Genomic DNA, 12480 nt, shown 5'->3' on the forward strand with positions numbered 1-12480 from the left:
TGTCGCGCCTGATTTGCTTCAAATTGCAAATGCCCGGGACGGCATCCATGCGGTCGTCGAGCGGCCCGGGGGACGGTGACGGTTCCTGATTTGATCCATCGCAATGTCGGGTTGGCGGTTGCAGGCAATGTATCGAGGGCTGCCACCCGGCAGTCGTGCGCCGGCATCAACCGGTGGACGAACAATCAGCCAGGGAGGGACTCATGTCAGTGGCAGAACAGGCTTTTGTGCTGACCGGAGAATTATTCGTTCTCTCGTTCGCTGCTATTTTTGCGTTCTGGCTTGCGGACAAGCTGCGACGCAGCTTCTTGGGCGGGCCTTAGCTTCCGCCGCGCAGCCCGGATGGCGCGGAGCGCAATCCGGGATTCTCACAACCGGCTAAAGCTGCCCCGGATGTCGCTTGCGCTCATCCGGGCTACGGCATCTCTGCCTAGATCTGGCGCTCGACCATCTTCAGCTTGAGCTCGGCGATGGCTTCCGACGGGTTCAGGCCCTTCGGGCAGGCCTTGGCGCAGTTCATGATGGTATGGCAGCGGTAGAGCCTGAACGGGTCTTCGAGGTTGTCGAGCCGTTCGCCGGTGGCTTCATCGCGGGAATCCGTCACCCAGCGGTTCGCCTGCAGGAGCGCGGCCGGACCGAGGAAGCGGTCGCTGTTCCACCAGTAGCTCGGGCAGGAGGTCGAGCAGCAGGCGCACAGGATGCATTCGTAGAGGCCGTCGAGCTTTTCGCGATCCTCGTGGCTCTGCTTCCATTCCTTCTGCGGCGTCGGCGTGGTGGTCTTCAACCACGGCTCGATGGAAGCGTACTGCGCGTAGAAATTGGTCAGGTCGGGCACCAGGTCCTTCACGACCGGCTGGTGCGGCAGCGGGTTGACCTTGACCGCGCCGCCGGCGGCGACGTCGTGCATCGACTTGGTGCAGGCCAGCGTGTTCTGGCCGTCGATGTTCATGGCGCAGGAGCCGCAGACACCCTCGCGGCAGGAGCGGCGGAAGGTCAGCGTCGGATCGACGTGGTTCTTGATCCAGATCAGGCCGTCCAGCACCATCGGACCGCAGTCGCTGGTGTCGACGTGATAGGTATCGATGCTCGGGTTCTTGCCGTCGTCCGGATTCCAGCGATAGACCCTGAACTCGCGCGTCTCAGTCGCGCCCGCCGGCTTCGGCCAGGCCTTGCCGCCGGTGATTTTTGAGTTCTTGGGAAGTGTGAATTCAGCCATGCTTGCAAGCCTTCGCTGTCGTTCTCAATACACCCGCGCCTTCGGCGGGATGTACTGAACGTCGTTCGTCATCGTGTAGTCGTGCACCGGGCGGTAATCGATCGTGGTCTTGCCGCCATTGTCGATCCACGCCAGCGTATGCTTCATCCAGTTCTTGTCGTCGCGCGCCGAGAAATCCTCGCGGGCATGGGCGCCGCGGCTTTCGGTGCGGTTGGCCGCCGAGTCCATCGTCACCACGGCCTGTACGATCAGATTGTCGAATTCGAGCGTTTCGATTAGGTCGGAATTCCAGACCAGCGAGCGGTCGGTGGTGGCGACGTCGCCGATGCCGCCATAGACCTTGTGGATCAGGTTCTGGCCTTCGTGCAGGATCTCGCCGGTGCGGAACACCGCGCAATTGCTCTGCATGACATGCTGCATGCCCTCGCGCAGTTTTGCGGTCGGCGTGCCGCCGGAGGCGTAGCGGTAGTGGTCGAGCCGGCCGAGCGCCAGATCGGAAGAACCCGCCGGCAGGTCCGGCTGCTTGCCGTTCGGCGTCAGCTTCTCCGCCAGCCGTAGCGCGGCGGCGCGGCCGAACACCACGAGGTCGATCAGCGAGTTGGAGCCGAGGCGGTTGGCGCCGTGCACGGACACGCAGGCGGCTTCGCCGATCGCCATCAGACCGGGCACCACCGCATTGTCGTCGCCGTTCTTCTTGGTCAGCACTTCGGCGTGATAATTGGTGGGAATGCCGCCCATGTTGTAGTGCACCGTCGGCACGATCGGGATCGGCTCGCGGGTGACGTCAACATTGGCGAAAATCTTCGCCGATTCGGAAATGCCCGGCAGCCGTTCGTTCAGCACCTTGGGATCGAGATGATCGAGGTGCAGGTAGATGTGATCCTTCTTCTTGCCGACGCCGCGGCCTTCGCGGATTTCGATCGTCATCGAGCGCGAGACGACGTCGCGCGAGGCGAGGTCCTTGGCGGAGGGCGCATAACGCTCCATGAAGCGTTCGCCCTCGGAATTGACGAGATAACCGCCTTCGCCGCGGGCGCCCTCGGTGACGAGGCAGCCCGAGCCGTAGATGCCGGTCGGGTGGAACTGGATGAATTCCATGTCCTGCAGCGGCAGGCCGGCGCGCAGCACCATGCCGCCACCGTCGCCGGTGCAGGTATGTGCCGAGGTGCAGGAAGCATACGCGCGGCCGTAGCCGCCGGTCGCGAGGATCGTCGTTTGCGCGCGGAAACGATGCAGCGTGCCGTCGTCGAGCTTGAGCGCGATGACGCCGCGGCAGACGCCCTGGTCGTCCATGATCAGGTCGATGGCGAAGAACTCGATGTAGAATTCGGCCGAATGGCGCAGCGCCTGGCCGTACATCGTGTGCAGCATGGCGTGGCCGGTGCGGTCGGCGGCGGCGCAGGTGCGCTGCGCCTGGCCCTTGCCGTAGTCCATGGTCATGCCGCCGAACGGGCGCTGGTAGATCTTGCCGTCCTCAGTCCGCGAGAACGGCACGCCCCAATGCTCGAGCTCGTAGACGGCTTCCGGCGCGTTGCGCACCATGTATTCGATCGCGTCCTGGTCGCCGAGCCAGTCCGACCCCTTGACGGTGTCGTACATGTGCCAGCGCCAGTCGTCCGGATGCATGTTGCCAAGGGAAGCCGAAATGCCGCCTTGCGCTGCAACCGTATGCGAGCGGGTCGGGAATACTTTTGTGATGCAGGCGGTGCGCAGGCCGGCTTCGGAGCAGCCGACCACGGCGCGCAGGCCGGCGCCGCCGGCGCCAACCACCACGACGTCGTAGGTGTGGTCCTCAATCGGATAGGATTTTCCGTTGGTGGCAGGACCACTTGCAGTTCCGCCACTGCCGTTGGTGGCCTTGCCGTTACCTTGTGCAGCCATGGGTTAAACTCCCGATGACAATTTGAGGATCGCGTAGATCGACGCCAGAGCCACCGCGATACAAAAGAAATTATTCGCCATCACGCTGGCGAGCTTGATCTTCTCGTTGTGCACGTAGTCCTCGATCACAATCTGCATGCCGATCCGCATATGCCAGCTGCTGGCGATGATGAAGAGGGCCAGGATGATCGCGATCGGCGGCGAGCCGAGGATCTGCGCCGCGCCGGCCTGGTTGCGGCCGATCAGCATCAGGATGATCACGATGACGGGCACGATCAGCAGCGCCATCGCCACCGCCGTGAGACGCTGGCGCCAGAAATCGGTAGTGCCGGAATGCGAGGAACCGAGATTGCGGACGCGACCGAGCGGCGTGCGCATCGAACGAGGGTCGCTCATCGTCCGCCTCCGACCGTGTAGGCGATGATCCAGACCAGGACGGTCAACGAAATGCCCGCGATCAGCGCGCCCCAGGTCAGCGCCTCGCGCTCATTGGCCTTGAAGCCGTAGCCCAGATCCCAGAAGAAGTAGCGGATACCGCTGCACAAATGATGCAGCAGCGACCACGTGTAGCCGAACAGAATCAGCTTGCCGATGATGCTGCCGGTGAAGGCCTGGACGTTGGCGTAGGCCCCGGGGCCGGATGCCGCGGCAATCAGCCACCAGGAGAGCAGCAGGGTGCCGAAATAGAGCGCGATTCCCGTGGCGCGGTGGATGATGGAAAGCGCCATCGTCAGGGTGACGCGATAGGTCGACAAATGGGGCGATAGCGGTCGTTCGATCCTGGCGGTCATTCGGCGGCTTTATGTTGTATGGAACCGCGGCCGGCCCATGGGGATGCGCGGTAGATGAATTCTATTTACGGAGTCGAATCAGTCCGCGCAACGATCAAATCGCTCGGAATCGAACCAACGTTCATTACTAGGAGGCGACGAAGCGCGAAAGATCAGCGGCTTGGTATACCACGGCCATTTGGCATGGTTTAAGAATTGAATAATGATTCTGTTTATCGGCTGGCGCGGGGCTGTGCGCCGAACGGATCGATGCCGCGCCAGCGCTCGACGAGGCAATCTACGAAGGCGCAACCTGCGGCGAGGCCAGCCGCACGGCTAAAACATCAGGTGCAATGGTACTGGCGCCGGCCCGTGCCCGGCGAACAGGCGCACCGGGTGCCCGGCGGCCAGATCGGCCTCGGCCCGCCGCGACGGGCCGCGCACGATTCCGGCCCTCCATCGCGAAGGCTGCGAGCGCGCCGAGGCTATTCATCCAGAGCCGACCGGATATGCGGATTTCGCGGTTCGCCTTGAAGCAGCTAAGTCGCGCGGGTGGCCCATGCAGATGCGCGGGTGGCGAATCCTGGACGTGGGATGCTCAAAGACATGATGGCCGGCCTCGATCCCAAAGAGCTCATCGAACTCGCCTTGCTGCTGATCGCGGTCGGGGCGCTGTCGGGATTTCTGGCCGGCGTTTTCGGGATCGGCGGCGGCGCCATCCTGGTGCCGGTGTTCTACGAATGCTTCCGGCTGGCCGGCGTGCCGCTGGAGGTGCGGATGCCGCTCTGCATCGGCACCTCGCTTGCGATCATCATCCCGACCTCGCTCGCCTCGTTTCGCGCCCATTACGCCCGCGGCGCGGTCGACATGGACATCCTCAGGCGCTGGTGGCTGCCGATCGTGATCGGGGTGGTCGCCGGCAGCGTCACCGCGCGCTACGCGCCGGAGCGGCTGTTCAAGATCGTGTTCGTGATGGTGGCGTGGTCGGCCGCCGCCCGGCTGCTGCTGGCGCGCGACGGCTGGAAATTAGGCGACGAGATCCCGACCGGGCCCTTGATGCGGCTCTATGGCTTCGTCATCGGGCTGCTCTCGACGCTGATGGGCGTCGGCGGCGGCCTGTTCGCGAACCTGCTGATGACATTCTACGGCCGGCCGATCCATCAGGCGGTCGCGACCTCGTCGGCGCTCGCCGTCCTGATCTCGATCCCCGGCGCGCTCGGCTACGTCTATGCCGGCTGGCCGGCGGCGGCGCGTTTTCCCGATGTCGCGGCGTTGCAGCTGCCGTTTGCGATCGGCTACGTCTCACTGATCGGGGCTGTGCTCGTGATGCCAACCAGCCTCCTGACCGCGCCGCTCGGCGTGCGCGCCGCGCATGCGATGTCGAAGCGGAACCTGGAGATGGCCTTCGGCGCGTATCTCTTCATCGTCGGCAGCCGGTTTGTGATTAGTCTGCTCTAGCAGGCGGCCGTCGCCAACGTCGTCGTCCCTGCGAACGCAGGGACCCATACCGCGTGATCTATCGATAAGGCAGAACGGCAGATATCCCTGCAATACAATTGCGGCCGGTGGCTGTGGGCCCCTGCGTTCGCAGGGACGACTGAACTATTTCGCGTAAATCTTCGCGTAGGTATCCCGCAAAATGTTCTTCTGCACCTTGCCCATGGCGTTGCGCGGCAGTTCGTCGACCACGAACACGCGCTTCGGCATCTTGAACTTCGCCAGCCGGCCGTCGAGCGCCTTCAGCACACCCGCTTCGGTGACGTCGGCGCCCTTGTTGCAGACCAGCACCGCGGTGACGCCTTCGCCGAAATCGGCATGCGGCACGCCGATCACGGCGGATTCGATCACGCCCGGCATGGCGTCGATCTCGCTCTCGATTTCCTTAGGGTACACATTGAAGCCGCCCGAGATCACCAGATCCTTGCCGCGGCCGAGAATGTGCACATAGCCCTTGGGATCGATCTTGCCGAGATCGCCGGTGATGAAGAAGCCGTCGTCGCGGAATTCCGATTTTGTTTTCTCAGGCATCCGCCAGTAGCCCTTGAACACGTTCGGGCCCTTGACCTCGATCATGCCGATCTCGTCGCGCGCGAGCTCCTTAGCCGTTTCGGGATCGGTCACACGCACGGAAACGCCGGGCAGCGGATGGCCGACCGCGCCGGGCACGCGCTCGCCGTCATAGGGATTGGAGGTGTTCATGTTGGTTTCGGTCATGCCGTAGCGTTCGAGCACGGCGTGGCCGGTGCGTGCGGACCATTCGCGGTGGGTGTCGGCGAGCAGCGGCGCGGAGCCCGAAATGAACAGCCGCATATGCTTGGTGGATTCCTTCGTCAGTGCCGGGCTCTGCAATAGCCTCGTGTAGAAAGTCGGCACCCCCATCATCACGGTCGCGCGCGACATCAGCTTGATCATCATTTCAGGATCGAGTTTCGGCAGGAAGATCATCGAGGCGCGGGCGAACAGGGTGACGTTGCTCGCCACGAACAGGCCGTGGGTGTGATAGATCGGCAGCGCGTGGATCAGAACGTCCTTGTCCGTGAAGCGCCAGTAGTCGACCAGGCTGTGGGAGTTTGACGCCAGATTGTCGTGCGTCAGCATCGCGCCCTTGGAGCGGCCGGTGGTGCCCGAGGTGTAGAGGATGGCGGCGAGGTCGTCATTGGCGCGCGCGACCGTCGCGAACGCCGCTTCGGCCTTGGCGGCGGCATCTGTCAGCGATCCCTTGCCGTCGGGCCCCAGCGTTTCGACTTTTGCCTTCACCTTGGCCGCGATCGCGCCGATGCCGTCCGCTTTCGAGGGGTCGCACACCACCAGCGCAGGCTCGGCGTCGGAGATGAAGTAGTCGAGCTCGTTGAGCGTGTAGGCGGTGTTGAGCGGCAGATAGACCGCGCCTGCGCGCACGGTCGCAAGATACAGCACCAGCGCCGGCACCGATTTCTCGGTCTGGGCTGCTACGCGGTCACCGGGCTTGACGCCGCGCGCAACCAGCACATTCGCCATCTGGCCGGCGCGGCCGATCAGATCGCCATAGCTGATGCGCGTGCCGTCGAGCATTTCGATCGCGAGCCGGTTCGGATCGTCGAGCGTATCGAACAGGCGGGAAAACAGGTTGGCGTTGGCGGTGGTGTTCATGCAACATTCCCCAGGAGGGCGCTGGCCAGCGGAATTTCGCCGGCTGGAATAGCAAGAACGACCTTCATAAAGCAACGGAGACAGTTTGCATGACAAATAGCGGGAAACGCGTGGCCTGGGTGACCGGCGGTGGCAGCGGAATCGGCGAGTCCGGGGCGGAATTCCTGGCAGCCGATGGCTGGACGGTGGTGATTTCGGGCCGCCGCAAGCAAGAACTCGAACGCGTGGTCGCCAACATCACCAAAAAGGGCGGCAAGGCCGAGGCGATCCAGCTCGATGTCAGCAACAAGGCCAATGTCAACGAGGCCGCCGACCAGATCCTGTCCAAGCACGGCCGGATCGACCTGCTGGTCAACAGTGCCGGCATCAACGTGCCGAAGCGAAGCTGGGCCGACATGGAACTGGAAGGCTGGGACAAGCTCGTCGAGGTCAATCTCAACGGCGTGCTCTACTGCATGCGCGCGGTGCTGCCGGCGATGCGGAAGCAGCAGGATGGCTGCATCATCAACGTCGCGTCCTGGGCCGGCCGTCACGTCTCGAAAATGCCGGGCCCGGCCTACACCACCACAAAACACGCGGTGCTGGCGCTGACCCATTCCTTCAACATGGACGAATGCGTCAACGGCCTGCGCGCCTGCTGCCTGTCGCCCGGTGAGGTGGCGACCCCGATCCTCAAATTGCGCCCGGTGGTGCCATCAGAAGAGGAGCAGGCGAAAATGCTGCAACCGGAAGATTGCGGCCGCACCATCGCCTTCGTCGCCAGCATGCCGCCGCGCGTGTGCATGAACGAGATCCTGATCAGCCCGACGCATAATCGCGGGTTCATCCAGACGCCGCATAACAGGGATTAACGCACACTCTCCTAAGCGTCCCCGCGAAAGCGGGGACCCATCACCACAGGCTGCAGTTTGCGAAAGGCGTCAGCCACAACGCCTTACTGAGAGGTCACGCGGTATGGGTTCCTGCATTGGCAGGGACGACACCGAGGCCCGGGCTGGGCCGCCACACGGCCGGCCCCCTCAAAAGTTTCAGCCATCACGATAATTTATTCCGCGAAACCGGCCGAAAAACCTCCCGTAGCTCGGCCCAACGACGACGAAATCAACCCGGTCAATCGACCTGGCGTCGTTGTTTTCAGTACCGGCGGAAGCCCCGCCGGCCAACGCAATCCTCGGGAGAAGATTCCATGTCCAAACGTATTGCACTGCTGTCCGCCGCCGTGTTCAGCGCACTGGCTTTCACCGCCACCATCACCGCGCCCGCCAGCGCGGAGGAAAAGACCGTGATGGTCGGAGGTGCGGCGATGTTCCCCTCCAAGAATATCGTCCAGAACGCCGTCAACTCGAAGGATCACACCACGCTGGTTGCCGCGGTGAAGGCTGCCGGCCTGGTCGAAACCCTCGAAAGCAAGGGCCCGTTCACGGTGTTCGCGCCGACCAACACCGCCTTCGGCAAGCTGCCGGCCGGCACCGTCGACACGCTGGTGAAGCCTGAGAACAAGGCGACCCTGACCAAGATCCTCACCTACCACGTCGTGCCCGGCAAGCTCGCCGCGTCCGACCTCAAGGACGGCATGAAGCTGAAGACCGCCGAAGGCGAAGAGCTGACCGTCAAGAAGGATGACGGCAAGGTCTGGATCGTGGACGCCAAGGGCGGCAAGTCGATGGTCACGATCTCGAACGTCAATCAGTCGAACGGCGTGATCCATGTGGTCGACACCGTGCTGATGCCGGCATCCTGAGCTTCCCACGCGCCTTGACTGGTCCCAACAGGGCGTGTGTGGCTGGGCGAGCCGGGGCAACCCGGCTCGCTTTTTTGTGAATTCGATAGGCGCCATGCATCGATCTGATAGCGTCATGGCAGTAACGCTGGCCCGGTTCCGGGCGTATAAATCAAATACCCAATTTCAAGCGGGGAACGGATATGTCGGCCCTCACAGTCAGCGACGAACACACGGCGTCAACCAAGGCCAAGGTCATCCAGCCGGCCTGGGTGCGGGCGCTGCACTGGACCAACGCCTTCGCGATGGTCCTGATGATCATGTCGGGATGGCAGATCTACAACGCCTCGCCGCTGTTCGATTTCCGCTTCTCCTCGAGCATCACGCTGGGCGGCTGGCTCGGCGGGGCGCTGCTCTGGCATTTCGCCGCGATGTGGCTGTTGATGGTCAACGGCCTGATCTATCTGACCGTGGGTCTTGCCACCGGCCGCTTCCGCAAGAAGCTGCTGCCGATCACGCCGGAGGGCGTGATCTCGGATACCAAGGCGGCGCTGACCGGCAAGCTCTCGCATGACGATCTGACCAAGTACAATCAGGTGCAAAAGCTGCTTTATGCCGGCATCATCATCATCGGCATTCTCATCGTGCTGTCCGGCCTGGCGATCTGGAAGCCGGTGCAGTTGCAATACCTGACGGCGCTGTTCGGCGGTTACGACGCCGCACGTTACGTCCACTTCTTCTGCATGGCGGCGATCGTCGCCTTCATGGTGGTTCATGTCGCGCTCGCTCTTCTGGTGCCGAAGAGCCTGCGCGCCATGATCATCGGCCGCTAACAAGGAGTCTGACGATGGGCCGCATGCGCAACCTCCTGATCCCCGGCGTCGACAAGACGCTCCTCATCCGGGACGCGGTAAAGACGATGCCGGATCTCAGCCGCCGGCGTTTCATCTCGGGCGGCGCCAGCCTCGGCGCGCTGACGCTGCTGACCGGCTGCGACGTGACCGACAGTTTTTCGGCCGAAGAGATGCTGAAGCAGGTTTCGAAGTTCAACGACGGCGTGCAGGCGTTGATCTTCAACCCCAATGCGATGGCGCCGACTTTCTCGGAGAAGGACATCACCAAGCCGTTCCCGTTCAACGCCTATTACGACCTCGAGGAAGCGCCCACGGTCGACGGCAATACCTGGAAGCTGGAAGTGCGCGGTCTGGTCGAGAACAAGAAATCCTGGACGCTGGAAGAGCTTTATCAGTTGCCGCAGGTCAAGCAGATCACGCGCCATATCTGCGTCGAAGGCTGGAGCGCGATCGGAAGCTGGACCGGCACGTCGTTGCGCGATTTCCTGAAAGTGATCGGGGCGGATACCCGCGCGAAATACGTCTGGTTCCAGTGCGCCGACAAGGATGGTTACAATTCGCCGCTCGACATGGCGACCGCGCTGCATGCGCAGACCCAGATGACCTTCAAGTTCGGTGACGAGATCCTGCCGCGCGCCTATGGCTTCCCGATGAAGATCCGGGTGCCGACCAAGCTCGGCTTCAAGAATCCGAAATACGTGATGTCGATGGAAGTCACCAACGAGTACAAGGGCGGCTTCTGGGAAGACCAGGGGTATAATTCGTTCAGCGGGAGTTAACCCGCGGCTTTCCTGCGTCTTTCAGCCGACGGATACGCCTGCCTTTGCCCGGCTTATTCCGAGGGCAAGGATACGATGCAGCACGTCGGGATAATCGAGTCCATCGTGCTTGGCCGCCAGAGCAAACTCCTGGCTCTTTGCGATTTCGGGATTGGGGTTCGCTTCAATGAAATACGGCGTGCCCTCGGCAGAAAGGCGAAAGTCGATGCGCGCGTATCCATCGAGGCCCAGCGTCCGGTAGATGCGTTTTGCTATTCGCTGAATACGGGCTTGCAGCTCCGGCGCAAGGTCCTTGGCCGGCCCGTCTTCAATTCCCACCCGCTCCTGATAATCCGTGTCGTGCTTGACCTTTTCGGTGGCGATGCGCCGCGCGCTCTGGCCGCCCATGCTGCCGAATTTCAACTCCCAAACCGGCAGAACCCGTAATCGATTGTTGCCGAGCACACCGACATAGAGCTCACGTCCTTCGACGAATTGCTCGGCGATGGCGGCCGTTCCGACGCGCTCGTGAACGAACGTAACGCGCTCGGCAAGCTTCTCGTCGGTGTCGACGATGGACGCCTGCGAAATGCCCCGCGATCCATCCTCGCTCAAGCTCTTGACGATCAGCGGCAGTGCAAGACGCGCCGGCCGTTTCACCTTGTGCCGCATCGGAAACACGGCGAAGGCAGGCACCGCGATCCGGCGATGGTGCACAAGCGTCTTGGACAGATCCTTGCCGCGCGCAAGGATCAGGCCGCGCGGGTTGCACCCGGTGTATGGCACCTGCATCAGTTCGAGCAAGCTTGGAATGTGTTGGTCATACACCGGCTCGTGATGAAATTGCTCGAGCAGGTTGAACACCACATGCGGCTTGAAACCCTCGATCGCTTCGCGCACCGGCTTGATTTCTTCCTGTATGCCGAGAGGGCGCACTTCGTGGCCGGCCGCACGCAAGGTGCTTACGACGTCGTACTCGGTTTTCCATTCGTTGATTTCCCGCACGGAGTATCCGTCGGTCGAGTCGGGTGGTACGAAGTCCGGATGCATGAGCACCAGAACGCGAAGGTGTCTCATAACGCGATCCATTTCCGCCGCGACGGGCCAAACAGCGCATGCATGGTTTTGGCGGTCAACAGGATGGTGAAATTGATCACAAGCTTCTGCTTGGGGCCGACGGCACGCAGATCGAGTTCGCGGCATCGGGAGATCATGTCGTCGAGAACGGCATCGAGCGTAAGCTGGTTCTCGCCCGTCCACCGCGCGACCAGCTGCCTGATTTGAGCGCGGTGCTGCCTGATGAAGAGAGAAGCTGCCTGCTCCCGGCGATGTCGCGGATCGGAGGAAAACAGCCGGGACAGGTCGCGGTCGTAAGTTTTCGGCGCCTTGAATGCGTAGAACGCCTGCTTCTTTTGATAGTGTTCGCCGATCGTCTCGCGGAGTTCATGCAGCGGATCGACGCGCTCCCGCGTCGTGACAAGCGGTCGTTTCCCGGCGATTTCGTGCATCAGTTCGTCGACATATTCGAGCTTCTTCAGCGCCGGCCAGCCGGCATAGCGCGTCCGCCATTTCGAACGTGGCCTCAGCCATACTGCGAAGGTTTCCGCAAAATCCTCGTCCGGATGACTCTGTGCGTACCAAAGCCGAAGATGCTGGACATAATTCCGGCTTGCCGGGTTGGGGCGATAGTAACGCGGATAGTGTTTCGAGGATGGGCCGAACAGTTGCTGCCAACGCCGGCGGCGTTGCAGCTGGTAGGCATGCTGCATGGCATGGCCTGTCTCGTGACGGAGGATAGCCATGCACTCGGACCAGGTGCTGCCCTCGACGTCGAGCATCATTTTTTTCTCGAGCTTCATCAGGCGGGGATGGGTGAGATAGAACGGGATGGCAACACCGGGCACGCCAGCCGGGCTGAACCATTCGCTCGACACCCATGTGTGTGGCCGCAACCGGATATCCCGCGCTTCGAGCTCTTCGTGGAGAGTGTTGAGGCAATCTTCCAGCCACGTGCCGTCGACGGCAACCCTCAGGCTGCTGAGGCGTTGCTTGAGCAACTGGTCGTCCGACAATTTTTCCCAGGCAAATTTCCGGCGGGGCATAGGGCTCTGAAAAGTCTCAATAATCGGTATTCGGATGGTGTCATAAGACT

General features: G+C 62.3%; 12 protein-coding genes. 5 read left to right on the top strand and 7 right to left on the bottom strand.

Annotated elements, in window-relative coordinates; genetic code table 11:
• Positions 1–430: 430 nt before the first annotated feature.
• The 4 genes from ACVWVY_RS06950 to sdhC are packed head-to-tail and all read right to left on the bottom strand — an operon-like array spanning position 431 to position 3888.
• Positions 431–1216 carry a succinate dehydrogenase iron-sulfur subunit gene (locus ACVWVY_RS06950; protein WP_456625676.1) on the bottom strand — a complete coding sequence of 262 codons (786 nt, stop codon included), beginning with the start codon at positions 1214–1216 and terminating at the stop codon, positions 431–433.
• A gap of 24 nt (positions 1217–1240) precedes the next feature.
• On the bottom strand, positions 1241–3097 hold the full coding sequence (gene sdhA / locus ACVWVY_RS06955) for a succinate dehydrogenase flavoprotein subunit (protein ID WP_456625677.1): 1857 nt from the start codon (positions 3095–3097) through the stop codon (positions 1241–1243).
• Between the two features lie 3 nt (positions 3098–3100).
• Positions 3101–3475, bottom strand: a complete 375-nt coding sequence (gene sdhD / locus ACVWVY_RS06960) for a succinate dehydrogenase, hydrophobic membrane anchor protein (protein WP_456632127.1) — start codon at positions 3473–3475, stop codon at positions 3101–3103.
• Positions 3476–3489: 14 nt separating this feature from the next.
• Positions 3490–3888 carry a succinate dehydrogenase, cytochrome b556 subunit gene (sdhC, locus tag ACVWVY_RS06965; RefSeq protein ID WP_456625678.1) on the bottom strand — a complete coding sequence of 133 codons (399 nt, stop codon included), beginning with the start codon at positions 3886–3888 and terminating at the stop codon, positions 3490–3492.
• A gap of 585 nt (positions 3889–4473) precedes the next feature.
• On the opposite strand from sdhC, the gene ACVWVY_RS06970 reads away from it, so the two are divergent.
• Positions 4474–5325, top strand: coding sequence for a sulfite exporter TauE/SafE family protein (locus tag ACVWVY_RS06970; RefSeq protein WP_456632128.1), 852 nt, complete (start codon positions 4474–4476; stop codon positions 5323–5325).
• A 144-nt stretch (positions 5326–5469) separates the two neighbouring features.
• Here the strand turns inward: ACVWVY_RS06970 and ACVWVY_RS06975 are convergent, their stop codons facing one another.
• A complete protein-coding gene (locus tag ACVWVY_RS06975) occupies positions 5470–6996 on the bottom strand; it encodes a malonate--CoA ligase (protein WP_456625679.1) in 1527 nt (508 codons plus the stop codon).
• Between the two features lie 89 nt (positions 6997–7085).
• On the opposite strand from ACVWVY_RS06975, the gene ACVWVY_RS06980 reads away from it, so the two are divergent.
• From ACVWVY_RS06980 to ACVWVY_RS06995, 4 genes are all read left to right on the top strand, one after another.
• Entirely contained in the window at positions 7086–7847 is a 762-nt protein-coding gene (locus tag ACVWVY_RS06980) for an SDR family oxidoreductase (RefSeq protein WP_456625680.1), read from the top strand.
• Positions 7848–8182: 335 nt separating this feature from the next.
• Positions 8183–8737 carry a fasciclin domain-containing protein gene (locus ACVWVY_RS06985; protein WP_456625681.1) on the top strand — a complete coding sequence of 185 codons (555 nt, stop codon included), beginning with the start codon at positions 8183–8185 and terminating at the stop codon, positions 8735–8737.
• 182 nt (positions 8738–8919) lie between these two features.
• Positions 8920–9549, top strand: a complete 630-nt coding sequence (locus tag ACVWVY_RS06990) for a cytochrome b/b6 domain-containing protein (protein WP_456625682.1) — start codon at positions 8920–8922, stop codon at positions 9547–9549.
• Between the two features lie 14 nt (positions 9550–9563).
• The gene (locus ACVWVY_RS06995; RefSeq protein WP_456625683.1) at positions 9564–10349 is read left to right on the top strand and encodes a molybdopterin-dependent oxidoreductase; all 786 of its coding nucleotides are present in this window, start codon (positions 9564–9566) and stop codon (positions 10347–10349) included.
• A 21-nt stretch (positions 10350–10370) separates the two neighbouring features.
• On the opposite strand, the gene ACVWVY_RS07000 is transcribed toward ACVWVY_RS06995, so the two are convergent.
• Together ACVWVY_RS07000 and ACVWVY_RS07005 are read right to left on the bottom strand one after the other, a co-directional pair.
• Positions 10371–11405, bottom strand: coding sequence for a D-alanine--D-alanine ligase family protein (locus ACVWVY_RS07000; RefSeq protein WP_456632129.1), 1035 nt, complete (start codon positions 11403–11405; stop codon positions 10371–10373).
• Positions 11402–12430, bottom strand: coding sequence for a putative zinc-binding metallopeptidase (locus ACVWVY_RS07005; protein ID WP_456625684.1), 1029 nt, complete (start codon positions 12428–12430; stop codon positions 11402–11404). The genes ACVWVY_RS07000 and ACVWVY_RS07005 overlap by 4 nt, the downstream gene beginning before the upstream one ends.
• Positions 12431–12480: the final 50 nt, after the last annotated feature.

It is taken from the genome of Bradyrhizobium sp. URHC0002, from assembly GCF_054059515.1.

Coding starts and splice junctions, on each gene's coding strand:
- ACVWVY_RS06950 (WP_456625676.1), bottom strand. CDS start 1,216: ATGGCTGAATTCACACTTCCCAAGAACTCAAAAATCACCGGCGGCAAG.
- sdhA (WP_456625677.1), bottom strand. CDS start 3,097: ATGGCTGCACAAGGTAACGGCAAGGCCACCAACGGCAGTGGCGGAACT.
- sdhD (WP_456632127.1), bottom strand. CDS start 3,475: ATGCGCACGCCGCTCGGTCGCGTCCGCAATCTCGGTTCCTCGCATTCC.
- sdhC (WP_456625678.1), bottom strand. CDS start 3,888: ATGACCGCCAGGATCGAACGACCGCTATCGCCCCATTTGTCGACCTAT.
- ACVWVY_RS06970 (WP_456632128.1), top strand. CDS start 4,474: ATGATGGCCGGCCTCGATCCCAAAGAGCTCATCGAACTCGCCTTGCTG.
- ACVWVY_RS06975 (WP_456625679.1), bottom strand. CDS start 6,996: ATGAACACCACCGCCAACGCCAACCTGTTTTCCCGCCTGTTCGATACG.
- ACVWVY_RS06980 (WP_456625680.1), top strand. CDS start 7,086: ATGACAAATAGCGGGAAACGCGTGGCCTGGGTGACCGGCGGTGGCAGC.
- ACVWVY_RS06985 (WP_456625681.1), top strand. CDS start 8,183: ATGTCCAAACGTATTGCACTGCTGTCCGCCGCCGTGTTCAGCGCACTG.
- ACVWVY_RS06990 (WP_456625682.1), top strand. CDS start 8,920: ATGTCGGCCCTCACAGTCAGCGACGAACACACGGCGTCAACCAAGGCC.
- ACVWVY_RS06995 (WP_456625683.1), top strand. CDS start 9,564: ATGGGCCGCATGCGCAACCTCCTGATCCCCGGCGTCGACAAGACGCTC.
- ACVWVY_RS07000 (WP_456632129.1), bottom strand. CDS start 11,405: ATGAGACACCTTCGCGTTCTGGTGCTCATGCATCCGGACTTCGTACCA.
- ACVWVY_RS07005 (WP_456625684.1), bottom strand. CDS start 12,430: ATGCCCCGCCGGAAATTTGCCTGGGAAAAATTGTCGGACGACCAGTTG.